Here is a 23206-nt window from a genome sequence, read left to right on the forward strand (position 1 = left end):
CGGTTTCAGAGTCCGCGGTCAGCGGCCGAGTTTGGGAGAGAAGACTTTGGCGACCACGCGGGCCACCAGGTTCAGCGCCATGACGATCAGGACGAGGGTGAGCGCACCGGCCCAGGCGCGGTCGATGTAGGCCTGCGCATCCGTGCCCTGGTTCGCGTACTGGGTGTACACGAACACCGGCAGCGTCATCATGCGCTCGTTGAAGAGGTTGTAGTTCATGCTCTGGGTGTAGCCCGCGATGATCAGCAGCGGAGCGGTCTCGCCGATCACCCGCGAGATGGCGAGCATCACGCCGGTGGTGACGCCGGCGATCGAGGTGGGCAGCACAACCTTCACGATGGTGAGCCACTTCGGCACACCGAGGGCGTAGGCGGCCTCGCGCAGCTCGTTCGGCACGAGCTTGAGCATTTCTTCGCTCGAGCGCACGACCACGGGGATCATGAGGACCGAGAGTGCCACTGCGCCACCGAAGCCGAACCGGATGCCCGGCTGGTTGAGGATGAGCGCGAAGAACGCGAACGCGAACAGACCGGCGACGATCGACGGGATGCCGGTCATCACGTCGACCAGGAAGGTGATGGCCCGAGCCAGGTGACCGCGGCCGTACTCCACCAGGTAGATGGCGGTGAGCAGACCCACCGGCACCGAGATGAGCGTCGCCATTCCGGTGATCTCGAGGGTTCCCACGATGGCGTGCAGGGCGCCGCCGCCCTCGCCCACCACGTTGCGCATCGACTCGGCGAAGAACGAGAGGTCGAAGCGCGGGATGCCGTTGGAGATCACGGTGTAGAGCAGCGAGATCAGCGGCAGCAGGGCCACCAAGAAGGCCAGCGACACCAGCGAGGTGACGAACCGGTTCATGGCGGGGCGAGAGCCCTCGTAGGAGCGGGAGACCACGTAGTTCACGATCACCCAGAGCACGGTTCCGAAGAACGCGGCACCGACGACGTTGAAGTTCTCGTTCACGCCGGCGGCCATCAGGATGACGAAGACGGAGCCGACGATCACCCAGCAGGTGACGAGCAGCAGCCACGGCACGTACTTGGGCAGGATGCCGGTGGTGAGGGTGTTGGCGATGGGCGCCGCGGGCTTCGTGGGAGGAGTGGTGATCGTCGTCATGACTAGTTGGCTCCCGAGAAGGCCTTGCGGCGGTTGACGATGGCACGGGCGATGAAGTTCACCGCGAAGGTGATGACGAACAGGATGAGCCCGGTCGCGATCAGCACGTTAACGCCGACTCCGTGCGCCTCGGGGAAGTTGAGGGCGATGTTCGCGGCGATGGTGGTGGGGTTCGTCGACTGCAGCAGCGCGAACGAGATGAGTACCTGGGGCGAGAGCACCATGGCCACGGCCATCGTCTCGCCGAGCGCGCGGCCGAGGCCGAGCATCGAGGCCGACACGATGCCGGGGCGACCGAACGGCAGCACCGCCGTGCGGATCATCTCCCAGCGGGTGGCGCCGAGGGCGAGAGCGGCCTCCTCGTGCAGCTTCGGCGTCTGCAGGAAGATCTCCCGGCAGAGGGCGGTGATGATCGGCAGGATCATCACCGCGAGCACGATGGCCACGGTGAGGATGGTGCGTCCGGTGCCCGACACGGGCCCGGCGAAGAGCGGGAACCAGCCGAACAGGTCGACCAGGGTCGACCAGAACGGCTGCACGAAGGGGGCCAGCACGGTGATGCCCCAGAGCCCGAACACCACACTGGGAACGGCGGCGAGCAGGTCGATCACGTAGCCTAGGCCCTGGGCCAGCCGGCGCGGTGCGTAGTGCGAGATGAAGAGTGCGATGCCGATGGCCAGCGGAACGGCGATCAGCAGGGCGAGGAACGCGGCCCAGATGGTTCCGAACACCAGGGGGCCGACGTACATCCAGAAGTTCTCGGCACCGCCCTTGAGGTCGCTGGGCTGGGCGCTGAAGGCCGGGATGCTCTGGGCGATCAGGAAGATGGTGACGGCTGCGAGCGTGACGAGGATCAGCGATCCCGCCACGACGGTGGCCGTGGAGAAGATCCGGTCACCCGGCCGTTGCTTGGCCTTCAGCCGCGGCGGTGCGGCGGGCTTGGCGGGAGCGGTGGTCATGGAGCTCGTCTCCTGTCGTCCTGGTGAGGAGTCTTCGTCGGGTCGGTCCGGGTGTCCCCGAACCCGGCTCTGTCCGGTTCCCGCTCCGCGAGGGAGCCGGAACCGGACAGAGAGGGTGGAGCGGTGTTACTTGATGGTCTCGATCGCCGCGGCGACCTTCGACGACAGGTCGGCCGACAGCGGCGCGGCACCGGCCGACTCGGCGGCGACCGTCTGGCCGTCCTCCGAGGCGATGTAGCCGATGTAGGCCTTCACGAGCTCGGCCTGAGCGGCGTCGGCGTACTCCTGGCACACGATGGCGTAGGAGACGAGCACCAGCGGGTAGTGGCTCGGGTCGGTGGTCTTGCGGTCGAGGGCGATCGCGATGTCGTTGGCCTCGCGACCCTCGACCAGCGGCGACTCCTCGACGACGGCGGCAGCGCCCTCGGCGGTGTAGGCCACGAACTCCTCGCCGACCTTGATCTTGGCGACGCCCAGGTCGCCGGCCTTCGACGCGTCGGCGTAGCCGATGGTGTTCGAGCCGTTGGTCACGGCCTGGATGACGCCGGAGGTGCCCTGCGCGCCCTCACCGGTCTGGAAGGGGAAGGCGTCAGCGGCCTTCTCGGTCCAGGCCTCAGGAGCGACCTTGCCGAGGTAGTCGGTGAAGTTCTTGGTGGTGCCCGAGTCGTCGGAGCGGTGAACGGCGGTGATCGGAGCCGAGGGCAGCGTGGCGTCGGCGTTCAGCGCGGCGATGGCCGGGTCGTTCCAGGTGGTGATCTTGCCGCTGAAGATGTTGGCCAGCGTGGCAGCGTCGAGGTTGAGCTCGGTGACGCCCTCGACGTTGAACACGACGGCGATCGGGGAGATGTACACCGGCAGGTCGATGGCCTTGGTGTCGGGAGCGCAGCTGGCGAAGGTGCCGGCGAGCTCGTCGTCGCTGAGGGCCGAGTCGGAGCCGGCGAAGGCGGCGGCACCCGAGATGAAGCTCTCGCGGCCGGCGCCGGAGCCCTGCGGGTCGTAGTTGACGGTCACGCCGTCGTTCGCGGTCTGGAACGCAGCGATCCAGGCCTCCTGGGCCGAGCCCTGCGAGGAGGCGCCGATGCCGGTGAGCGTGCCGGTGAGCGTCGAAGCTGCAGCGGTGCTGTCGTCGGCGGCGGGGGTGCCGCCTTCGTTCGAGGCGCACGCGCTCAGGGCGAGGGCGGCGGTGATGGCGATGACCGCGGGGGCGGCATAGCGCTTGAGCTTCACGAGGAATCCCTTTCGGAGTGATTGCAGATCGGGCCGGTGCGGGCCCGTCCTAGACGCTAAGCGCCACTCCTTAAGAGCCTGCCGCCCGGGGGTGAACGGAAGGTGAACAGCGGGGGCTACAGCGGAACGTGGGTCTCGATGGCGATGATTCCGGAGCCCGGCCGGTCGACCGAGAGGTGCAGCACCGAGAACCCGGCCACGGGCAGGTCGCCGGCGCGCGACGCGCTCACCCTCGTGGCGGTGCCTGTCGCGAGCGCGACCTCCCGCACGATCTCCGGCAGCACGGGGCCGTGACTGCAGAGCACAGTGGTGACCCGCTTGCGTACGCGCTTGCCCACCAGATCACGGATGCCCGTTCGGTCCTCGCCGGCTTCGAAGGAGTCCTGACTGATCGCATCCGTCGTCTTCACCGTGAGGTCGAGGGCCTTGGAGAGCGGCTCGACGGTCTGCCGGCATCTCTTGGCCGTCGAGCTGACCACCCGCGCCGGGCCGAAGCTCCGCAGGGCGGGCACGATCGAACGCGCCTCGCCCCGTCCGCGCTCCGTGAGGGGGCGCGAGGCGTCGGGGCCGTCGAACTGGTAGGGCGGGGTGGCTTTGGCGTGACGGAGCGCGATCAAGGCGAAGGTGCGGGTGACGCCCTCGTCGACGAGCATCCGGAATCGTTCGACGATCTCGGCGTCGCGTTCGTAGGTGAGGGCCGAGAGCGCCTTGCGCATCGGGAGCCACTCGAGGGCGGCCACCTCGCCGTTGGGCAGGAACGATGAGGCCAGCGCCGCCTCGTCGGTGACCTCGGCGGCCCAGTAGTGCACGACCTTCTCGCGGCCGTTCGGCATGGTGTAGTTCGTCATGCCGAGCGGCACGCCGAGGGTCACCGCGAGGCCGGTCTCCTCCGCCACCTCGCGCACCGCGGTCTCCGGCAGGGTCTCGCCGGGGTCGACCTTGCCCTTGGGCAGCGACACGTCGCGGTGCGCGGTGCGGTGGATGACCAGCACCTTCACCTTGCCGTCCACCATCCGCCAGCACACCGCCCCCGCGGCGAAGACCGTCACCGCGTGGTGCCCGGTCGTTTGCGCTTGCTCACGATGTGCATGAGCTCGTCCTGCAGATCGATCAGGGGCTCGCCCTCGGCGTCGACGTCGTTCCTCGTCCACGCGCCCTCGGCGTCGAGCGACCACGACGAGGTCCCGTCGCTCATGGCCATGTCGAACAGGCTGTCGATCTCCTTGAGGTGTCCGGGATCGACCAGACGCACCAGGGCCTCGACGCGGCGGTCGAGGTTGCGGTGCATCATGTCGGCGCTGCCGATGTACACCTGCGGATCGCCGTCGTTCAGGAACGAGAAGATGCGGGAGTGCTCGAGGTAGCGGCCGAGGATGGACCGCACGCGGATGGTCTCGCTCAGCCCCTCCTGGCCCGGCTTCAACGAGCAGATGCCGCGCACCCACAGGTCGATCGGCACCCCCGCCTGGCTGGCGCGGTACAGCTCGTCGATGATGGCCTCGTCGACGATGGAGTTCAGCTTGATGCGGATGCCGGACGGCAGACCCTTTCGGGCGTTCTCGGCCTCGATGGCGATGCGCTTGAGCAGCCCCTTGCGCAGGTGCAGCGGAGCGACCAGCAGGCGCTTGAACTTCTTCTCGATGGCGTAGCCCGAGAGCTCGTTGAACAGCCGTGTCAGGTCTTTGCCCACCTGGTCGTCGGCGGTCAGCAGCCCCAGGTCTTCGTAGATGCGCGAGGTCTTGGGGTTGTAGTTGCCGGTGCCGATGTGGCTGTAGCTCTTCAGCCGGCCCTTCTCCTGGCGGATCACGAGCGCGAGCTTGCAGTGCGTCTTCAAGCCCACCAGGCCGTACACCACGTGCACGCCGGCCTTCTCGAGCTTGCGGGCCCAGGAGATGTTGGCCTGCTCGTCGAACCGGGCCTTGATCTCCACCAGGGCGAGCACCTGCTTGCCGGCCTCGGCCGCGTCGATCAGCGCCTCGACGATGGGGCTGTCGCCCGACGTGCGGTAGAGCGTCTGCTTGATCGCGAGCACGTGCGGGTCGGCGGCGGCCTGCTCCAGGAAGGCCTGCACGCTCGTGGCGAAGGACTCGTAGGGGTGGTGCAGCAGGATGTCGCCGCGCGAGATGGCCTTGAAGATGTCGGGCTTGGCGTTCGGCTCCGGCGGCAGCAGCGCGGCGGCCGTGGTGGGCACGTGCTTGGGGTACTTCAGGTCGGGGCGGGCGATGCGCGTGAGGTCGAACAGTCCGCCGAGATCCAGCGGCGAGGGCAGGCTGTAGACCTCCTGGTCGGTGATGTCGAGCTCGCGCACGATCAGCTCGAGGGTCACCTGATCCATGTCGTCGCTCACCTCGAGCCGGATGGGCGGCCCGAAGCGCCGCCGCAGCAGCTCCTTCTCCAGCGCCTGGAGCAGGTTCTCGGTCTCGTCCTCCTCGACCTCGACGTCTTCGTTGCGGGTGACGCGGAACACATGGTGCTCCACGATCTCCATGCCCGGGAAGAGGTCGCCGAGGTGGTTGGCGATCAGGTCTTCCAGGGTGATGAAGCGCACCTCGTTGGCGCTCTCGCGCTGATCCACCCGGATGAAGCGGTCGAGCACCTGCGGCACCTTGAGTCGCGCGAACTCCTCTTTGCCGGTCTTGGCGTTGCGCACGCGCACCGAGAGGTTGAGCGAGAGGCCGGAGATGTACGGGAACGGATGCGCCGGGTCGACTGCCAGCGGCATCAGCACGGGGAAGATCTGGTTCGAGAAGATGTCGCGCAGGTTCACGCGGTCGGCCTCGTCGAGCTCGTCGTAGGTGGCGATGCGGATGCCGGCCTCGGCCAGTGCGGGGCGCACCAGGTCTTGGTAGGCGGCCGCGTGCCTGGCCTGCAGCTCGTGGGCCTTCACCGAGATGTCGTCGAGCACATCCATCGGCCGGCGGCCCACGTTGGTGGGAACCGCGAGGTCGGTGAGGATGCGCCGCTTCAGTCCGGCGACGCGCACCATGAAGAACTCGTCGAGGTTCGAGGCGAAGATGGCGAGGAAGTTCGCCCGCTCGAGCACCGGGACGGTGGGGTCTTCGGCGAGCTCGAGCACGCGGGTGTTGAAGGCCAGCCAGCTGAGCTCACGGTCGAGATAGCGGCCCTCGGGCAGCGGTGTGCCGGGGAGCTGCGTCACGGCTTCGTCGTAGTCGTCGTCGAAGTCGGTGACGACCCCGGCGTCGAGCGAGATGATGTCGTCGTTCATGCAGCCATCATGTCACCCGCGGTGTGTCCGGCGGGTGAACGAGCTTCCGCCGGCGACCACGATCACCCCGGGGCGACCACGAAGCCCCGCAGCGCCTGCTCGGTGGCCGCGGAAACCGAGGCGGTGCCGCCGAGCAGAACGATTCGGGCGGGCCGGAGGCGCGAGAGCTCGGCCGCGATCGCCGCCGGCACGGTGTCACGCGTGACCAGGAGTATCGGGGCCGAACCGCTGATCGCGGCGGCTCCGCCGGAGAGCGCGTCGGGGAAGGTGGCTCCGGATGCCACATACACCGTCGTGGTGCCGGGCGAGGGGAAGGTGCGGGCCGAGACCGCGGCGGCCACCGCGAAACGGTCGACCCCCGCGACACGGGTGACCGGGGCGATGCCGCCCAGGGCGCTCGCCGTGCTCTCCGAGACCGAGTTCGGGCCGCCGAGCAGCACGATGGATGCCGGTTGCAGCCGGCGCAGCTCGTCGGCGATCACCTCGGGCACCCCGTCGCGGCGCACCAGCAGCACGGGGCCGCCGTCGTGACCGGCCGCGGCCGACCCCGACAGCGCATCCGGGAACACCTCGCCGGAGGCGACGTAGACCACAGCCCGGCCCGGCTCGAAGGCTCTGCGGGAGACCGCGGCCGAGACGGCGAAGCGGTCGGAGCCGGCGAGGCGTTCGACGGTGTCGGCGTAGCCGCCGAGCGCCGTCTCCACGGAGGCGCTCACCGTGGCCGGGCCGCCGAGCAGCACGATGCGCGCCGGTGCCAGCCGGGTGAGCTCGGCCGCGACCGTGACCGGGATCGCGTTCTTCTGCACCAGCAGCACCGGTGCGCCCTCGGCCCCGGCCGCCGCGGAGGCCGAGAGTGCGTCGGGGAACACCTCGCCGCTGGCGACGTAGACGGTGGGCACCCCCGAGGCGAACGTCGTGGCCGAGACCGCCGCCGAGACCGCGAACCGATCGGCGCCGGCGATGCGCTGCACGCCGGTGTCGGCGTGGGTGGTGGGCGGCCAGCTGTTGTTCGACAGCAGCAGCATCACCTGCAGCCGCAGCGAGTCGGAGTAGTACCCCGCCCTGGGCCCGGTGCGCAGGGCGGTCCACGCGGCGTCGACGAAGCCCTGCCGGCTGGATCGCACTGCGGCACCCGCGGCGAGCGGCGCCAGGAACGCCGGGTCGGAGTACGACACGAGCGGGCTGCCGTCGAGCTGGTAACCGGCCCGGATGCCCGCGGGGTCGCCTTTGGTCGACGACACCGCCCAGGCGCCCATCCGGTCGGCGGCCGACCGGGCCGCGTCGTCATCGGAGAGCAGCCCGCCGGCGGCGAGCCGCCACGGTGTGCGGCAGGCGTTCCAGGAGAACCGGCCGTCGTTCGCCGACTCGAGAAAGCCGGGCGACGCCGGACGGGGCGCGGTGGTCTGGGTGTCGACGGCGAAGTCGGGCAGCAACCCCGTATCCGGGGCCGCGGTGCTCTGCAGGGCGGTGACGAGAGCGGTCGACGCGGTGGAGACCTCGCCCCAGAACGGGTCGCCGGTGGCCGTCTCGAAGGCGTCGAAGTGGTCGACCATCAGGTCGGAGGTGCGCACGCCGTACCGGTGGCTGTCGCCTGTCCCCACCCAGTCGCCGAGCTTCGGAAGGCGGGTGTCGGGCTCGATCTCGCTGCGCTTGACGGCCGCGATCACGCGGAGCGCCTCGGTGGCGTAGTCGATGGCGCCCGTCGAGCCCCACTGCGTGTCGGCCAGCAACAGGCCGAAGGCGATGTCGAGATCACCGTCGGTGGCCGAGCTGGCGCTGCCCGGGGTGCTGGAGCAGGTGGCGTCCTGGCGCCACGACATGAGCTGTGGGTCGGTCTCGCTGGGGTGATCGAGCACGTAGCGGTAGAGGCCGTCGAACACGGTGCGTGCCGCCGGATCGTGGCCCGCCATGAGCGCCGTGATCACCATGCCGTAGCCCTGGCCCTCCGACACCACCATCGAGGAGGTGGAGCTCGAGGCGTCGACGTAGTACCGGCCGGTTCCGCAGCCGGCCCTCACGTAGTCGGCCTTCCAGCGGTCGTAGACGGCGGCCGTGGCGGCGTCGGCGGATGCCATGCCGCCGGGCGGGGTGGCGGCTCCGGCGGCGGGCGCGACCGGGTGCGACCCGAACGGCCGCGCGACGCCGGCCGCCGCGGCCGTGGCGTCGACGGGTGTCGGGGCCACGGCGGTCGCGGGGGAGGCTCCGGTGGCCACCGAGGCGACGAGGGCCGCCGTCAGCGCCCAGCCGACCTGCCGGTGCGGGCGCATCCGTCGCTCACCGGCAGGCACCGGGATGCCCGATCTCACGCAGAGTGCCGACGTCGTCCACCATGCAGCCATCATGGCACCGGGCGCCGACTTCGCCGCCGGGTCCCGATGCCATGGTGTTCGAGCCACTGGCACAGATGCCACTGGTGTGCGCACTCTGTCCTCCAAGACATGCGGCCGGTAAGCATGAGGCGTGAATCCGACCGTGTCCGAGGCTGCGCGCCTGCTGGGCTCCCGCATCCGGATCGAACGCCAACGATTCGCGCTCAGTCAGATGGAGCTCGCCGAGCTCTCGGCCGTGCACTTCACGAACCTGGGCCGCATCGAGCGCGGTCAGGCGAATCCGTCGCTGCACACCATCGTCCGCATCGCGGGGGCGCTCAACCTCGACCCGTCGGTGCTCGTCGCCGGTCTGACGCCCGACCTCGTCCCGGCGCCGACCCACCGCGTCACGGTCGCCGACCTCATCCGCGCCCGCGAGGCCCAAAACGGCGCCTGAGCGTCAGCGGGAGATGCTCTGGGCGGTGCGCTGGGCGTACTGCACGTCGATGGTGTGATCGGTGAAGCCCAGGGAGCGGTAGAGCGCCACAGCGCGGGTGTTGTCGGCGTCGACGTAGAGCGCCGCGTGCGTGCAGCCGCGTTCGGCGAGCCGCTCGAGACCGAGGTTCATCAGGTGCCGGCCGAGGCCCTGGCCCGCGTGGCCCTCCTCGACACCAACCACGTAGATCTCGCCCACCGAGTCGCCGGGCTCGACCTTCAGCCAGTTGTAGCCGACGAGGCGGCCGTCGGAGTCGCGCAGCAGGAGGAAGTCGTCGGGGTCGAACCACGCCTCCGAGAGTCGGAAGCTCAGGTCTTCCGCGGTGATCGAGCCCTGCTCGTCGTGCTCGGCGAACACCCGGGCGTTCAGGTCGACCCAGTCGTCGGCGTCGCGCCCGCCGCGGAAGGTCGACACCGCGAAGCCGGCCGGGAGAGCGGAGGCGGCCGGGGCCGAATCGGGGGCTGAGGCATCCGTGGCGGGGGAGAGCTCGCGGCGCAGCTGCAGCAGCGTGCGCACGGCGTCGAACCGGTGCGTGGCGGCGAGGCGGCGGCTGGCCGGGTGGTCGCCGTGCGCCCAGGCGAGCAGCGGCCCCTCCCCGTTGTTTCGCAGCACGATCTCCAGCAGCTGCCGCCCGAGACCCTCCTGGCGCCATTCGGGGTCGATCACGAACTCGAGCTCACCCTGGCCCACGATCGCCGCGCCCACCACCGAGGCGTTGCGCTCGGCCAGCAGCAGCGACCGCGTGCCCTTGCCCGCGTCGATCTGGGCCTGGTCGTTGAACGGGTGCTGGCCGTCGACCAGTGCCGCGCGCGCCACCAGCCTCAGAAAAGGCTCGCGCGCCTCATCGGGGCTACTGACCGAGAGTGTGAGCGAGTCGCTCATTGTCGTCCTCGAAGAAGTTGAAGCGGTACCCCACGTTGCGAACGGTGCCGATCAACGACTCGAGGTCGCCGAGCTTCGCGCGCAGCCGCCGCACGTGCACGTCGACTGTGCGGGTGCCACCGAAGTAGTCGTAGCCCCACACCTCGCTGAGCAGCTGCTCGCGAGTGAACACCCGGGAGGGGTGCATGGCGAAGAAACGCAGAAGCTCGAACTCCTTGAAGGTGAGGTCGAGCGGCCGGCCGTGAACGCGGGCCGAGTAGCTCGCCTCGTCGATCACCACGCCCGAGGCCTGGATCTTCGACGACGACTGGTCCTGCACCTGCCGGCCGATGGCGAGACGGATGCGCGTGTCGACCTCGGCGGGCCCGGCCGATTCGAGCACCACGTCGGCTGCACCCCATTCGGCGCTGACGGCCGTGAGCCCGCCCTCGGTGAGGATGAGCACGACCGGCACACCGATGCCGGTGGTGCTGAGGATCTTGCAGAGCGAGCGGGCCGAGGCCAGGTCGTGGCGGGCGTCGACGAAGATGAGGTCGCTGTTGGGGGTGTTCACCAGCTGCGAGGGCTCGGCAGGGATCTGGCGGGTGCGGTGACTGAGGAGCGAGAGTGCCGGAAGCACCTCGCGGTCGACCGCAGAGGTCAGGATCAACAACTGCGCCACGTAAGATCCTCCAGAGAAAGCCTGCGCTTCATACTACTCGGGCAGAATGGCGGGTATGAGTCTGCTGATGAGAAGCGTAGTGCCGGTCTGGATCCTGTCCGCGCTCGCGGTCGTCGCCGTTGGTCTGTTCGTGCCCGCGTCGAGCTACCTGGTCTTCCTGCCGGTGGTGCTGGGGCTCGCCCTCGTGGTCACCTTCGGCATCCAGCTCATCGTGCCCGTGCGCAAGGGCTTCGTCGACCGGGTCTCCGCCAGCCTCGGTGGGGCGGTGGTGGTGCTCGCCCTCGCGACCGCCGTGCTCGCGCCCCTCGCCTTCGTGGCGGGGGCTAAGATCTAGTCATGTCCTACGTAGCGCTCGAACTCCTGTTCATCGGCCTTCTCGGGCTTGCGAGCCTCGCAATCGCCTGGACCTCCGGGGTCGTCATCTACAAGCTCTTCCGCGGTCAGCGCTGACCTCGAGCTCGAGATGATCGAGATCCCCACGGGCCTGCCCTCCGAACTCGTCCCTCTGTCCTGGCTCATCGGGGTCTGGGAGGGCACCGGAGTCATCGACTACGCGCTCGACCCGGCGAACGAGGGCGACGAGCCCCAGCGGGTCTCTCGCGAGTTCGGGCAGCGCATCAGCTTCAGCCACGACGGCCTGCCCTACCTGAACTACAGCTCCTACACCTGGTTGCTGCCCGAGGTCGACGGCGGCTCCGTGTCCGAGGCCCCGAAGCTCTCCACCGACGAGCCCACAGCACCGGATGCGCCTGACGCCCCCGATTCCACCGATGGCGAAGCGGCCCCGGTCGTCACCCCCCTCACCGCCGAGACCGGTTACTGGCGCCTCAGCCGTCTGCACATCGAGGGCGATGTCGGCCCCGGCATGCTGCCCGGCGTCGGCCCGCGCCCCTTCAACACCGCCCAGTCGGTCGAGACCCTGCGCAACTCCGCCGAGGGCTTCGACATCGAGGTGTCGATCGTGCACCCCTCCGGTGTGAACGAGCTCTACCTCGGGCAGGTCAAGGGCCCGCGCATCGACCTCGCCACCGACGCGGTGGTGCGCAGCCGCTCGGCCAAGGAGTACACGGCAGCCACCCGCATCTACGGCCTGGTCGATAACCACCTGCTCTGGGCCTGGGACATCGCGGCCCTCGGCCAAGACCTGCGCACCCACGCCTCGGCGCGGCTGGCCAAGGTCGACTGACGGCCGCCGACGTGACGGCCCGCGAACCCTCTCCCTTCCTCACCCTCCCCGGCGCAGTCGCCACCACCGGGGCCGATTCCGGAGTCGCCGCCCATTACGGCAACCCGGTGGCCGAACAGCGGATGCTGGACGCCCCGCGTTCGGGCCGGCCGAACGCCCTCCCCACCGTCGTCGATCTCTCGGGCCGCGGTGTCATCTCGGTGACCGGCCCCGATCGGCTGAGCTGGCTCGACTCCGTCACCAGCCAGCGCCTCACGGGCCTGGCTCCCGGAGACTCGGCCGAAACCCTGCTGCTCTCGGCCAATGGCCGCATCGAGCACGCCATCCGGGTGGTCGACGACGGCAGCACCGCCTGGCTGCTCGTCGATGCGGCCGAGACCACCGAGCTCGAGCAGTGGCTGCAACGGATGCGCTTCATGCTGCGCGTGGAGATCGCCGACCGCAGCGACGAGTTCGCCACGATCGGCTGGCTGGCGTCGGGGCGTGGCGTGCTCGACGCGGTGGCGCCCGCACTGGAGCCGGCCCTCGCGCGCGTCGACGGCCATCCGCTCGTCTGGGCCGACCCGTGGCCGGAGATCGTGGCCGGGGGCGTGCAGTACGCGGCGGTCGACGAGCATCCGGGTGCCGACTGGTTCTGGCGCGAAGGGCTGGTGCCGCGGGCGGCGCTCATGCAGCTCGCCGACGCCGCGCTCCGCGGCGAGCTCGCGCCCGCCGGCGTGCTCGCGGCCGAGGCCCTGCGCATCGCCGCCTGGCGGCCGAGGCTCTCGACCGAGGTGGACGAGAAGAGCATCCCGCACGAACTCGACTGGATGCGGTCGGCCGTGCACCTCGCGAAGGGGTGCTACCGAGGCCAGGAGACCGTGGCCAAGGTGCACAACCTCGGGCACCCGCCGCGGCGCCTGGTGCAGCTGCAGCTCGACGGCTCCGACTCGGTGCTGCCGGCGCCGGGAGACGGTGTGTTCCTCGCCACGACCGAAGCGTCCGACGACGCCGAGCCGCTCGGGGTCGTGACCTCGGCGGGCATCCACCACGAGTGGGGCCCCATCGCCCTCGCGGTGCTGCGCCGTCAGACGCCCCAGGGCGTCGATCTCGTGGTGCGCACCGAGGCGGGCGACGTGGCGGCGTCGGCCGAGACGATCGTCGCTCCGGATGCCGGCGCCGCCGTCGGCCGGGTGCGCCTGCCCCGTCTCGGCGCCCGCTCCCGCTGACCCCGCGTCGTCGCCACGACCGGTCTCCGGATTGGGTAACTTAGTCCCATGCAGATGCGAAAGCTCGTTCCCCTCACCATCTCCGCCGCGGCCTTCGCACTCGTGCTGACCGGCTGCACCATGACGGGCCCCACCCAGAACTTCAACGGCCTCCCCGACGAAGAGGAGATCGTCACCGAGTCGGAGGGCGGCGCCGACCAGGGCCTCCAGGCCTTCTGGCTACAGGAGGGCTCACAGATCGCCGTCGCCATCTCGGGCAGTTCGGTCTGCCCGGTCGTGGGCTCCGACATCAAGGTCATCGAGCCCCGGGGCGAGGGAAACGTGGTCGAGATCACCACCCGCCCGGTCTCCGACGGCCCGTGCACGATGGACTTCGTGCCGCACACCTCCGTGTTCTGGACGCCGCAGAACGTCACCACCTCCGAGCCGCTGGTGGTGCGCGTAGGCGACCAGGAGGTCGAGCTGCCGATCAAGTAGCGGCGAGCGGAGCCACGTCGGCCCAGTCGACCGTGAGCTCGCCGAGCCGCCTCCGTCGCAGCGGCGTGCGCACCGACCAGCCGGCGTCGGCCATGGCGGCCACGGTGGCGAGCCACCGTTGCACCGGGCCGTAGATGCCGAGACCGGCGTTGTGCTGCCAGAACCGGTCGAGGTCGGCGAGGAACCGGTGCACGTTCTCGCCCGGCACGTTGCGGTGGATGAGTGCCTTGGGCAGCCGCTCGGCGACGACCGACGGATGCTCCAGGCCCGCGAGGCGCAGCGACACCGTGAAGGCGCGCGGTCCGTCGTGCCCCACCGTCGCCCAGCTGGCCACCCGGCCCACCTCGTTGCAGGTGCCCTCGATCAGCAGCCCGCCCGGCTGGAGGCGCGCGACCATTCGGGCCCACGCATCCGGAACCTCGCTCTCGTCGTATTGCCTCAGCACGTTGAAGGCGCGGATGACCGCCGCCTGCCGGCCCGCCGGCAGCGGCACCTCGAAGCCACCGAGAGCGAACGACACGCGTGCCTCGGGGGAGAACGCGGTGGACCCCTCTCGCACGAGCTGCAGCTGCGCCCGGGCACGTGCGACACGCTCGGGGGCGATCTCGAAGCCGATCACCTCGACATCGGGGCGCACCCCGGCCAGCCGGGCCTGAAGCTCGAGCGCGGTGACGCCGCTGGCGCCGTAACCGAGGTCGACTACGAGCGGGTCGGGCGTGCGGCGCAACTCGGGCAGGGCGCCGATGTAGCGATCCACCCGGCGCAGGCGGTTGGTGCCCGTGGTTCCGCGGGTGACGGCACCGATCGGCATGCCGTCCATCCAATCACCTCCGACGGGTCTCAGTAGGATGGAGGCATGCCAACAGAGCCTTACACCCTCATCCTGCTGCGTCACGGCAACAGCGATTGGAACCAGAAGAACCTGTTCACCGGCTGGGTCGACGTGAAGCTCAGCGAGCAGGGCGTCACCGAGGCCAAGCGGGCGGGCGAATTGCTCGCCGAGTCGGGCCTGCTGCCCGACGTGCTCTACACCTCGCGTCTCACGCGGGCCATCCAGACGGCCGACTACGCGCTCGAGGTGGCCGATCGCCTGTGGATCGACGTCAAGCGCTCCTGGCGGCTGAACGAGCGCCACTACGGCGCGCTGCAGGGCAAAGACAAGGCGCAGACCCTCGCCGAGTACGGCGCCGAGCAGTTCCAGACCTGGCGCCGGTCGTTCGACGTGCCGCCGCCCCCCATCGCCGACGACGACCCCTACTCCCAGGTGGGCGACCCGCGCTACGCCGACCTCGGCGACGACGTGCCGCGCACCGAATGCCTCAAAGACGTCATCGACCGCATGCTGCCCTACTGGGAGAGCGACATCACGGGTGACCTGGCGCTCGGCAAGACCGTTCTGGTCACCGCCCACGGCAACTCGCTGCGCGCGCTGGTGAAGCACCTCGACGGCATCTCCGACGACGACATCGCCGAGCTCAACATCCCCACGGGCATCCCGCTGGTGTACACGCTGGACGCCTCGTTCGTGCCCACCGAGCCCGCCCGCTATCTCGACCCCGAGGCCGCCGCCGCCGGCGCCGCCGCCGTGGCCGCACAGGGCAAGAAGTAGCCCGAAGGTAAACACCCGGTTAACGCCGGAACCGGTGAAAGCGGCGGCGTGTACGTCGCTTTCACCGGTTGGAGCGGAGTTGCATCTGCGCCTGATCGCTCAGCGCAAGGGGCGCCGCAGGGGCGGCGGCGCCCGGTGAATCAGGCGTTGTTCGAGCCGACCCATTCGCCCGTGGCGAGGTACTGCACCTTCTTGGCGATGGAGACCGCGTGGTCGGCGAAGCGCTCGTGGTAGCGGCTCGCGAGGGTGACGTCGACGGTGTCGACCGCCTCGCCCTTCCAGGTGGCTCCGAGCACGGCGTCGAACACGCTCACGTGCAGCTCGTCGATGGCGTCGTCGTCGTTGCGCATCTCGTCGGCCAGGGCGAGGTCTTCGGTGCGCAGCAGGACGGTGAGCTTCTTGGCGATCTCCACGTCGAGACGGCCCATCTCGGCGAACGTCTGGCGCAGGCTCTTCTTGACCACCTTGTCGGGGTAGCGGTACCGGGCCAGCTGGGCGATGTGCTCGGCGATGTCGCCCATCCGCTCGAGCGACGCGCTCACCCGCAGCGCGGTGACGACGATGCGCAGGTCGCGGGCCACCGGCTGCTGCAGCGCCAGGATGTTGATGGCCAGCTCGTCGAGGCTCGACGCGAGGGCGTCGATCTTGGGGTCTTCGGCGATGACCCGCTCGGCGAGGGTCACGTTGGACTCGTTGAACGCCTCGGTGGCATTCGTGATGGCCACGGTGACGAGCTCGGAGATCTCGACGAGACGCTCCTGAACCTCGCGCAGCTCTTGCTGGAATACCTCACGCATGCGTGTGGTCCTTTCTGGGATACGGCGGACACGTCGGACATGAGCCACGCGTGTGCGCGGCGCACCGCCGCAATCGGCAGAGCGACAGGTCCATCCTCCCGGGGCCAGGTTAACGCCAGGTGCCGGGTAGTTGAACAGTCCCCGAAGCGACGGCTGTGCATCCCGAAACCCGGGATGCGCCCCGATCGGACTCACTAGTGTAGTCAGCATGGAAACAGGCTGGTTGGTGCTGTTGTCTTTGGCACTCGGCCTCGTTGTCGGAGCAGGTTTCATGGCCATCCTGCACCTGGCTGAACGGCGGGGGAACAACGCGGTCTCGGCGGCGTCGAACGCCGTCCCCGACGGCGTCGACCAGGTGATCGACGCGATCGAGTCGGCCGGCCTCGTGCTCGACCCCTCGAACAACGTGGTGAAGGCCTCCGCCGCCGCCTACACCTACGGGCTCGTGGCCAACCAGGTTCTGGTGCACGACGAGATCGGCGAGCTGGTGGCCCGGGTGCGCCGCAGTGGGGAGTCGATCAACCAGCAGGTCACGCTCGCTCGCGGACCGTTCGGAGACGCGCTCGTGCACCTCGACGTGCGGGTGGCGCGTCTCGGCAGCCGCTACGTCGTGGTGATCGCCGACGACCGCACCGACGCCTACCGGCTCGAGGAGACGCGGCGCGACTTCATCGCCAACATCAGCCACGAGCTCAAGACGCCCATCGGGGCCATCTCGCTGCTGGCCGAGGCGCTCGAACCGGCTTCCGACGATCCGGAGCAGGTGCGGCGCTTCGCCCGCCGCATGGGCACCGAGGCGATCCGGCTCTCGCAGATCACCCGAGAGATCATCGAGCTGTCTCGGCTGCAGGCGACGGATGTGCTCGCCACAGCGAAGCGGGTCGATCTCGACGGCATCATCTCGAACGCGGTCGACCAGAATCACGTCGCGGCGGATGCGCGCGACATGACCCTCGCCGTCGGTGGCAAGAAGCGCGTCACCATCGACGGCGACGAGACCCTGCTGACGCTCGCCGTGAACAACCTCATCGCCAACGCCATCCAGTACTCGCCCGACGGCTCCCGCATCGGAATCGGCGTGCGCAGCGACGATGGAGTGGTGGAGCTCTCGGTCACCGATCAGGGCATCGGCATCCCCGAAGACGACCTGCCCCGCGTGTTCGAGCGGTTCTTCCGCGTCGACCAGGCGCGTTCCCGCAACACGGGCGGCACCGGTCTCGGCCTCAGCATCGTCAAGCACGTGGTGCAGAACCACGGCGGCGACATCCGGGCCTGGTCGCAGATCGGCCAGGGCTCGACATTCACCATCCGGCTGCCGGAGGCAACCCGTGCCGATGCAGCCTCGCAAGGAGAGAAGCGATGACCCACATCCTGCTGGTCGAAGACGAAGCCGCCCTGAGCGAGCCGCTCAGCTACCTGCTGCGCCGTGAGGGATACGGCGTGACCGTGGCGCCCGACGGGCCGAGTGCCCTGAGCGAGTTCGACCGCGGCGGGGTGGACATCATCCTGCTCGACCTGATGATCCCGGGCATCCCGGGAACCGAGGTGTGCCGGGAGATCCGCACCCGCTCCTCGGTGCCGATCATCATGCTCACCGCGAAGGACTCCGAGATCGACATCGTGGTGGGCCTGGAGCTCGGCGCCGACGACTACGTGACGAAGCCGTACTCCACGCGTGAACTGCTCGCGCGCATCCGGGCCGTGATGCGGCGTCAGCTCGAAGTGCTGGACGCGGCGGAGCCGATGCTCAAGGCCGGCCCGGTGACGATGGACGTGGAGCGCCACACCGTCGCCGTCGACGGCCGCGAGGTGTCCATGCCTCTGAAGGAATTCGAGCTGCTCGAGCTGCTGCTGCGCAACGCCGGGCGCGTGCTCACCCGCGGCCAGCTGATCGACCGGGTGTGGGGCTCGGACTACTTCGGCGACACCAAGACGCTCGACGTGCACATCAAGCGCATCCGCTCGAAGATCGAGAAGGTGCCCTCGGAGCCGACGCTGCTCGTGACCGTGCGCGGACTCGGATACCGTTTCGAGGCCTGAGCGGGTTCGCCGGGGTCTCGGATCAGGCGACCGGGGCCCCGGCGAGAGCGGCCAGGCGCCCGGTGGGCGACTACTGGGGGTCGGCCGGTGCGTCCAGGGTGGCTTCCGGCGTCGGCACCACCGTGGGCGTGGGGAGGCTGATCGTGGGCGTCGGGGTGGGCGTGGGAGTCGGGGCGAGGCCCTCGTACTCCGGCAGCGAGGTGTTCAGCACCGGCACCGAGACCAGCTTGCCCTCGGCGTCGCCGTACTGGAAGTAGACCGGGAACAGGCTGCCTGGCGCCGACACGTTGTCGAGCACGATCTGGTCGGCGCTGGACGAGGTTCCGCCGAAGGTGGTGATGGCGCCGTCGCCGTCGACGTCGACCTCCTTCGAGACGCGCTCGCCGGTGGAACCGTCTTCGTACTGGATGGTGACCGACTGCTGCTGGTCGCTGTTGTTCACGAACGTCACGAGCAGGCTCGCGAGCTCGCCCGTCTCGCTGATGAGGGCGGCGTTGCGCACGTCGATCTGCCCCACGGTGGCGTTGACGCCGTCAGTGGCCTGCTTGATGTCCGCGGTCACCTGCGGGGTGATGAAGGCACATCCCGCGGTGCCGACGACGACGAGTGCGGCCGTCAGAACGGATGCCGCGAACCGAGCTCTCACAAGACCCTCCAGAGGCGTAGACGCTTTGGCTTTCACCCTACATGGGAGGGGCGGGCGGGAGGTGGTTAGGGCACCCTTACCTACGAGTCGCTGTGGTATCCTAGGGGTCACGGAAGGAAATGCATTCATGCTTTTTGAGGTTGGCGAAACTGTCGTTTACCCCCACCACGGAGCCGCAACGATCTCCGAGGTGAAGACCCGGGTCATCAAGGGCGAAGAGAAGATCTACCTCAAACTCCGTGTCACTCAGGGCGACCTGACCATCGAGGTGCCGGCCGACAACGTCGACCTCGTCGGTGTGCGCGACGTCATCGGCCGTGAGGGCCTCGACAAGGTGTTCGAAGTGCTGCGCGCACCGTTCACCGAGGAGCCCACCAACTGGTCGCGCCGCTACAAGGCCAATCTCGAGAAGCTCGCCTCGGGCGACGTCATCAAGGTGAGCGAGGTCGTACGCGACCTCTGGCGCCGCGATCAGGATCGCGGCCTCTCGGCCGGCGAGAAGCGCATGCTCGCGAAGGCCCGCCAGATCCTCATCTCCGAGCTCGCCCTCGCTGAGAAGACCGACGAGGAGAAGGCGTCGCTCGTTCTCGACGAGGTGCTGGCCTCCTAGGAGTGACTCCCGCACCCACCGTCGCGGTGATCGTGGTGGCTGCCGGGTCGGGAACCAGGCTGGGCCGGCCCGAACCGAAAGCCTTCGTGGCCGTCGACGGTCGCACGATCCTGTCGCGCGCGGTCGACCCGCTGCGAGGCATGGCGGAACGGGCGCTCGCGATCTTCGTGGTGCCGGGCTCCCTGGTCGAACAGGCCTCCGACTCGCTCGAGCCGCTGGACTTCCTGCCGGCTGTGGTCGTGGCGGGTGGGCGCACGCGACAGGAGTCGGTGGCCGCGGGGCTTGCCGTCCTGCCGCCCGGCATCGACGTGGTCCTTGTTCACGACGCGGCCCGGGCGTTCACCCCTGTGGAGGTGTTCGACCGGGTTGTCACCGCGGTGCGCGAGAGTGGGCACGGCGTCGTTCCGGCCCTCCCCGTCGTCGACACGATCAAGACGGTCTCCCCGCAGGGCGAGGTGCTCGGCACGGTCGACCGCTCCTCGTTGGCGGCGGTGCAGACTCCTCAGGGCTTTCCGCGTGAGCACCTGGTCGAGGCCTATCGGGATGCCGGTGGCGAGTTCACCGACGATGCCGCTCTCGTGCGCGAGGCAGGTCATCCGGTCTCGGTCGTCGAGGGCGACGCCCGATCGTTCAAGATCACCACGCCCGACGACCTCGAGCGGGCGCACGACCATCTGCGCAGGAGCACCGTGACCAGCACCCGAACCGGCGTGGGCGTCGACGCCCACGCCTTCGCGACCGATCACGACGCCGAACTCTGGCTGGCCGGCCTGCACTGGCCGGGGGAGCGGGCGCTCTCCGGCCACAGCGACGGCGACGTGGTGGCCCACGCCATCTGCGACGCCCTGCTGGGTGCCGCCGGGCTCGGCGACCTCGGTAGCCGCTTCGGCACCGCCGAACCCGAACTGGCCGGTGCCCACGGCGACGTGTTCCTGCGCCGCACCCGCGAGATCCTCGCCGAGGCGGGCTTCGCCGTCGGCAACGTGTCGGTGCAGCTGATCGGCAACCGCCCGCGCTTCGCCCCCCGCAAGGTCGAGGCCGACGCGCTCCTGTCGGAATTGCTCGGCGCCCCGGTGAGCGTCTCGGCCACCACCACCGACGGCCTCGGGTTCGCCGGCCGCGGCGAAGGGCTGACTGCCATCGCGACGTGCCTCGTGGTGGCGGGCACCGGCATCCGTTGACCACGTAACAGACGGCGCCTGCGCCGCCGCGGATCGGGGCTGCCCTCTAAACTGTGGAGGTGACACTCCGTCTGTACGACTCGAAGGCCCACGCGCTCGCCGACTTCACGCCCCTCGTCGAGGGTCGAGTAGGCATCTACGTGTGCGGCCCCACCGTGCAGTCGTCGCCGCACATCGGCCACCTGCGTTCGGCGCTGGTCTACGACCAGCTGCGGCGCTGGTTCTCCTACAACGGCTACGAGGTCACCTTCGTGCGCAATGTCACCGACATCGACGACAAGATCCTGATGAACGCGGCGGGCGGCACCGAGGAATGGTGGGCGCTGGCCTACCGCGTTGAGCTCGAGTTCACCGCGGCCTACAACGCCATCGGCGTGCTCGCGCCCACCTACGAGCCCCGGGCCACCGCCTCCATCCCCGAGATGCAGGCCATCATCGCGCGCCTGATCGAGAACGGCCACGCCTACGCCACCGACGACGACACGGGCGACGTGTACTTCGACACGGCCTCGTGGCCGGCGTACGGCGAGCTCACCCGGCAGAAGCTCGGCGACATGGCACCGGCCGCCGATTCCGACTCGCGCGGCAAGCGCGACGTGCGTGACTTCGCCCTCTGGAAGGGTCACAAGGCGGGCGAGCCGCTCACCGCCGCGTGGCAGAGCCCCTGGGGGGCCGGCCGCCCCGGCTGGCACATCGAGTGCTCGGCCATGTCGACCAAGTACCTCGGTCCGCAGTTCGACATCCACGGCGGTGGGCTCGACCTGCGCTTCCCGCACCACGAGAACGAGCTGGCCCAGTCGCACGCGGCGGGCGACCCCTTCGCCAACCTCTGGATCCACAACGGCCTCGTGGCCGTCACCGGCCAGAAGATGTCGAAGTCGCTCGGCAACTCCATCTTCGCGGCCGAACTGATCGCCGCGGCGCGCCCCGTGGTGCTGCGCTACTACCTCGGCGCCGCCCACTACCGTTCCACCCTCGAGTACCACGACGGGGCGCTGGAGGAGGCCGAGGCCGCCGTGTCGCGCATCGAGGGCTTCCTCGAGCGCGCCGAGCGGCGGCTCGAGGGCACCCGCTTCGCCGGCACGGCCGAGCAGGTCGTCCCCGCCGAGTTCCGCGAGGCCATGGACGACGACCTCGGCGTGCCCCAGGCGATCGCGGTCATCCACGAGACCGTGCGCCGCGGCAATGCCGCGCTGGATGACGAGGACTTCGCCGAGGCGGCCACGCTGCTCGGCCAGGTGCTCGCCATGACCGAGGTTCTCGGTATCAACCCCTTGGCGCCCGAATGGGCGTCCACCTCCACCAGCGGGGCCGAGCGCGCGCTCGGCGCCCTGGTGGAACGACTCGTCTCCGACCGGGAGACGGCACGCAAGAGCCGCGACTTCACCACCGCGGACCGCATCCGGGACGAACTCGGTCAAGCGGGAATCTCGATAGAAGACACGCCTACGGGCGCGCACTGGAGTCTCGATGCCTAAACCACCCTCGTCACGCCCCTCGCGGGCCGGCGCCGTACGCAAGACCAGCAAGGGCCGCACCATCGGTTCGGGCGGGCAGGGCCGCCAGGCCCTCGAGGGCAAGAAGCCCACCCCCAAGGCCGAAGACCGGCCGTACCATCCCGCGGGCAAGGCCAAGGCGGCGCGCGAGCGCTTCGTGGCCTCGGGCGGCAAGGGCCGCCCCGGCGCCCGTTCCACGAACGAGCGCACTCCGGATGCGGGTCGTTCCGCCCCGGCCCGCCGCGTGAAGAAGGCCGACGACAGCGAGATGGTCACCGGCCGCAACTCCGTGGTCGAGGCGCTGCGCGCCCACATCCCGGCCACGGCGCTCTACGTGGCGTTCCGCGTCGAGGTCGACGAGCGTGTCAAGGAGGCTCTGTCGCTGGCGAACAAGCGCGGCATCCCCGTGATGGAGGTCATGCGCCCGGAGCTCGACCGGCTCTCGGGCCACGACGCGGTGCACCAGGGGCTCGCCCTGAAGGTGCCGCCCTACGAGTACGCGCACCCCGAGACCCTGCTCGACGACGTGCTGCGCAAGGGCAAGACCCCGCTCTTCGTGGCACTGGACGGCATCACCGACCCGCGCAACCTGGGTGCGATCATCCGTTCGACGGCGGCGTTCGGCGGACAGGGCGTCATCGTGCCGCAGCGTCGCTCGGTGGGCGTGACGGCCTCGGCCTGGAAGACCTCGGCCGGTGCCGCGGCCCGCACCCCCGTGGCCATGGCCTCGAACCTCACGCAGACGCTGAAGGCCTTCAAGGCGGCCGGTGTGTTCGTGGTGGGCCTCGACGGCGGTGGCGACGTCGACCTGCCGGGCCTCGACTTCGCCAAGGGCCCGATCGTGATCGTGGTGGGCAACGAGGGCAAGGGGCTGTCGCGCCTGGTCACCGAGACCTGCGACGCCATCGTCTCCATCCCGATCTCGTCGGGCACGGAGTCGCTCAACGCGGGCATCGCCGCCTCCGTCACGCTCTACGAGATCAACCGCCAGAGAGCGCTGGCCTCCTAGCTCCTCCTCGAGTTGCGCCAAAATGCCCCTTCGCGAACGCGGAAGGGGCATTTTGGCGCAACTCGGGG

Annotated in this window: 23 protein-coding genes; 12 read left to right on the forward strand and 11 right to left on the reverse strand. The window is 69.6% G+C overall.

What is annotated here, in order from left to right:
* Positions 1-18: 18 nt before the first annotated feature.
* From pstA to ACEXOR_RS03650, 6 genes are all read right to left on the reverse strand, one after another.
* Positions 19-1119, reverse strand: coding sequence for a phosphate ABC transporter permease PstA (gene pstA / locus ACEXOR_RS03625; RefSeq protein ID WP_374848021.1), 1101 nt, complete (start codon positions 1117-1119; stop codon positions 19-21).
* Between the two features lie 2 nt (positions 1120-1121).
* A complete protein-coding gene (pstC, locus tag ACEXOR_RS03630; protein WP_374848022.1) occupies positions 1122-2078 on the reverse strand; it encodes a phosphate ABC transporter permease subunit PstC in 957 nt (318 codons plus the stop codon).
* Between the two features lie 126 nt (positions 2079-2204).
* Positions 2205-3305 (reverse strand): phosphate ABC transporter substrate-binding protein PstS, encoded by a 1101-nt coding sequence (gene pstS / locus ACEXOR_RS03635; protein WP_374848023.1) that lies wholly within the window; start codon positions 3303-3305, stop codon positions 2205-2207.
* A gap of 116 nt (positions 3306-3421) precedes the next feature.
* Entirely contained in the window at positions 3422-4354 is a 933-nt protein-coding gene (locus ACEXOR_RS03640; protein WP_374848024.1) for an NUDIX hydrolase, read from the reverse strand.
* The gene (locus ACEXOR_RS03645; RefSeq protein ID WP_374848025.1) at positions 4351-6531 is read right to left on the reverse strand and encodes an RNA degradosome polyphosphate kinase; all 2181 of its coding nucleotides are present in this window, start codon (positions 6529-6531) and stop codon (positions 4351-4353) included. Before ACEXOR_RS03645 ends, ACEXOR_RS03640 begins: the two co-directional genes overlap by 4 nt.
* 62 nt (positions 6532-6593) lie before the next feature.
* A complete protein-coding gene (locus tag ACEXOR_RS03650) occupies positions 6594-8837 on the reverse strand; it encodes a glycosyl hydrolase family 8 (protein WP_374848026.1) in 2244 nt (747 codons plus the stop codon).
* Between the two features lie 154 nt (positions 8838-8991).
* Between ACEXOR_RS03650 and ACEXOR_RS03655 the strand changes: the two genes are divergently transcribed.
* Positions 8992-9297 (forward strand): helix-turn-helix domain-containing protein, encoded by a 306-nt coding sequence (locus ACEXOR_RS03655; RefSeq protein WP_374848027.1) that lies wholly within the window; start codon positions 8992-8994, stop codon positions 9295-9297.
* A gap of 3 nt (positions 9298-9300) precedes the next feature.
* On the opposite strand, the gene mshD is transcribed toward ACEXOR_RS03655, so the two are convergent.
* Both mshD and ACEXOR_RS03665 read right to left on the reverse strand, forming a co-directional pair.
* Positions 9301-10218, reverse strand: a complete 918-nt coding sequence (gene mshD, locus ACEXOR_RS03660) for a mycothiol synthase (RefSeq protein WP_374848028.1) — start codon at positions 10216-10218, stop codon at positions 9301-9303.
* Positions 10187-10879 (reverse strand): response regulator transcription factor, encoded by a 693-nt coding sequence (locus ACEXOR_RS03665; RefSeq protein ID WP_374848029.1) that lies wholly within the window; start codon positions 10877-10879, stop codon positions 10187-10189. The genes mshD and ACEXOR_RS03665 overlap by 32 nt, the downstream gene beginning before the upstream one ends.
* 67 nt (positions 10880-10946) lie before the next feature.
* Here ACEXOR_RS03665 and ACEXOR_RS03670 point away from each other — a divergent pair, with 67 nt between their 5' ends.
* From ACEXOR_RS03670 to ACEXOR_RS03685, 4 genes are all read left to right on the forward strand, one after another.
* Positions 10947-11213: a hypothetical protein gene (locus ACEXOR_RS03670; protein ID WP_374848030.1), complete on the forward strand. Its 267-nt coding sequence runs from the start codon at positions 10947-10949 to the stop codon at positions 11211-11213.
* 129 nt (positions 11214-11342) lie between these two features.
* Positions 11343-12065 (forward strand): nitrobindin family protein, encoded by a 723-nt coding sequence (locus tag ACEXOR_RS03675; RefSeq protein ID WP_374848031.1) that lies wholly within the window; start codon positions 11343-11345, stop codon positions 12063-12065.
* Positions 12066-12076: 11 nt separating this feature from the next.
* Complete coding sequence (ygfZ, locus tag ACEXOR_RS03680; protein WP_374848032.1) at positions 12077-13273, forward strand: CAF17-like 4Fe-4S cluster assembly/insertion protein YgfZ; 1197 nt, start codon at positions 12077-12079, stop codon at positions 13271-13273.
* 48 nt (positions 13274-13321) lie between these two features.
* The gene (locus ACEXOR_RS03685) at positions 13322-13750 is read left to right on the forward strand and encodes a hypothetical protein (protein WP_374848033.1); all 429 of its coding nucleotides are present in this window, start codon (positions 13322-13324) and stop codon (positions 13748-13750) included.
* Here the strand turns inward: ACEXOR_RS03685 and ACEXOR_RS03690 are convergent.
* On the reverse strand, positions 13743-14570 hold the full coding sequence (locus tag ACEXOR_RS03690) for a class I SAM-dependent methyltransferase (RefSeq protein ID WP_374848034.1): 828 nt from the start codon (positions 14568-14570) through the stop codon (positions 13743-13745). The two genes, ACEXOR_RS03685 and ACEXOR_RS03690, sit on opposite strands and share 8 nt — an antisense overlap.
* Before the next feature lie 36 nt (positions 14571-14606).
* On the opposite strand from ACEXOR_RS03690, the gene ACEXOR_RS03695 reads away from it, so the two are divergent.
* On the forward strand, positions 14607-15359 hold the full coding sequence (locus tag ACEXOR_RS03695) for a phosphoglyceromutase (protein WP_374848035.1): 753 nt from the start codon (positions 14607-14609) through the stop codon (positions 15357-15359).
* 140 nt (positions 15360-15499) lie between these two features.
* Here ACEXOR_RS03695 and phoU read toward each other — a convergent pair whose 3' ends face one another.
* On the reverse strand, positions 15500-16156 hold the full coding sequence (phoU, locus tag ACEXOR_RS03700; protein WP_374848036.1) for a phosphate signaling complex protein PhoU: 657 nt from the start codon (positions 16154-16156) through the stop codon (positions 15500-15502).
* A gap of 271 nt (positions 16157-16427) precedes the next feature.
* On the opposite strand from phoU, the gene ACEXOR_RS03705 reads away from it, so the two are divergent.
* Positions 16428-17519, forward strand: coding sequence for a sensor histidine kinase (locus ACEXOR_RS03705; RefSeq protein ID WP_374848037.1), 1092 nt, complete (start codon positions 16428-16430; stop codon positions 17517-17519).
* Positions 17516-18196 carry a winged helix-turn-helix domain-containing protein gene (locus tag ACEXOR_RS03710; protein WP_374848038.1) on the forward strand — a complete coding sequence of 227 codons (681 nt, stop codon included), beginning with the start codon at positions 17516-17518 and terminating at the stop codon, positions 18194-18196. Before ACEXOR_RS03705 ends, ACEXOR_RS03710 begins: the two co-directional genes overlap by 4 nt.
* Before the next feature lie 70 nt (positions 18197-18266).
* Here ACEXOR_RS03710 and ACEXOR_RS03715 read toward each other — a convergent pair whose 3' ends face one another.
* The gene (locus tag ACEXOR_RS03715; protein ID WP_374848039.1) at positions 18267-18842 is read right to left on the reverse strand and encodes a hypothetical protein; all 576 of its coding nucleotides are present in this window, start codon (positions 18840-18842) and stop codon (positions 18267-18269) included.
* 127 nt (positions 18843-18969) lie between these two features.
* Here ACEXOR_RS03715 and ACEXOR_RS03720 point away from each other — a divergent pair, with 127 nt between their 5' ends.
* Genes ACEXOR_RS03720 through rlmB form a run of 4 tightly spaced genes read left to right on the forward strand, consistent with a single transcriptional unit; the run spans position 18970 to position 23138 of the window.
* Positions 18970-19452, forward strand: a complete 483-nt coding sequence (locus tag ACEXOR_RS03720) for a CarD family transcriptional regulator (protein WP_066040922.1) — start codon at positions 18970-18972, stop codon at positions 19450-19452.
* Between the two features lie 2 nt (positions 19453-19454).
* Entirely contained in the window at positions 19455-20633 is a 1179-nt protein-coding gene (gene ispD, locus ACEXOR_RS03725; protein WP_374848040.1) for a 2-C-methyl-D-erythritol 4-phosphate cytidylyltransferase, read from the forward strand.
* 59 nt (positions 20634-20692) lie between these two features.
* Positions 20693-22111 carry a cysteine--tRNA ligase gene (gene cysS, locus ACEXOR_RS03730; protein WP_374848041.1) on the forward strand — a complete coding sequence of 473 codons (1419 nt, stop codon included), beginning with the start codon at positions 20693-20695 and terminating at the stop codon, positions 22109-22111.
* Positions 22104-23138, forward strand: coding sequence for a 23S rRNA (guanosine(2251)-2'-O)-methyltransferase RlmB (rlmB, locus tag ACEXOR_RS03735; RefSeq protein WP_374848042.1), 1035 nt, complete (start codon positions 22104-22106; stop codon positions 23136-23138). The genes cysS and rlmB overlap by 8 nt, the downstream gene beginning before the upstream one ends.
* The last annotated feature ends 68 nt before the right edge of the window (positions 23139-23206 follow it).

This window comes from Herbiconiux liangxiaofengii, from assembly GCF_041927335.1.
Classification (GTDB): Bacteria; Actinomycetota; Actinomycetes; order Actinomycetales; family Microbacteriaceae; genus Herbiconiux; species Herbiconiux liangxiaofengii.

Bases quoted from the DNA above. Each gene is read 5' to 3' on its own strand.
- pstA (WP_374848021.1), bottom strand. From the start codon at position 1,119: ATGACGACGATCACCACTCCTCCCACGAAGCCCGCGGCGCCCATCGCC.
- pstC (WP_374848022.1), bottom strand. From the start codon at position 2,078: ATGACCACCGCTCCCGCCAAGCCCGCCGCACCGCCGCGGCTGAAGGCC.
- ACEXOR_RS03645 (WP_374848025.1), bottom strand. From the start codon at position 6,531: ATGAACGACGACATCATCTCGCTCGACGCCGGGGTCGTCACCGACTTC.
- mshD (WP_374848028.1), bottom strand. From the start codon at position 10,218: ATGAGCGACTCGCTCACACTCTCGGTCAGTAGCCCCGATGAGGCGCGC.
- ACEXOR_RS03670 (WP_374848030.1), top strand. From the start codon at position 10,947: ATGAGAAGCGTAGTGCCGGTCTGGATCCTGTCCGCGCTCGCGGTCGTC.
- ACEXOR_RS03675 (WP_374848031.1), top strand. From the start codon at position 11,343: ATGATCGAGATCCCCACGGGCCTGCCCTCCGAACTCGTCCCTCTGTCC.
- ACEXOR_RS03685 (WP_374848033.1), top strand. From the start codon at position 13,322: ATGCAGATGCGAAAGCTCGTTCCCCTCACCATCTCCGCCGCGGCCTTC.
- ACEXOR_RS03690 (WP_374848034.1), bottom strand. From the start codon at position 14,570: ATGGACGGCATGCCGATCGGTGCCGTCACCCGCGGAACCACGGGCACC.
- ACEXOR_RS03695 (WP_374848035.1), top strand. From the start codon at position 14,607: ATGCCAACAGAGCCTTACACCCTCATCCTGCTGCGTCACGGCAACAGC.
- phoU (WP_374848036.1), bottom strand. From the start codon at position 16,156: ATGCGTGAGGTATTCCAGCAAGAGCTGCGCGAGGTTCAGGAGCGTCTC.
- ACEXOR_RS03705 (WP_374848037.1), top strand. From the start codon at position 16,428: ATGGCCATCCTGCACCTGGCTGAACGGCGGGGGAACAACGCGGTCTCG.
- ACEXOR_RS03710 (WP_374848038.1), top strand. From the start codon at position 17,516: ATGACCCACATCCTGCTGGTCGAAGACGAAGCCGCCCTGAGCGAGCCG.
- ACEXOR_RS03720 (WP_066040922.1), top strand. From the start codon at position 18,970: ATGCTTTTTGAGGTTGGCGAAACTGTCGTTTACCCCCACCACGGAGCC.
- rlmB (WP_374848042.1), top strand. From the start codon at position 22,104: ATGCCTAAACCACCCTCGTCACGCCCCTCGCGGGCCGGCGCCGTACGC.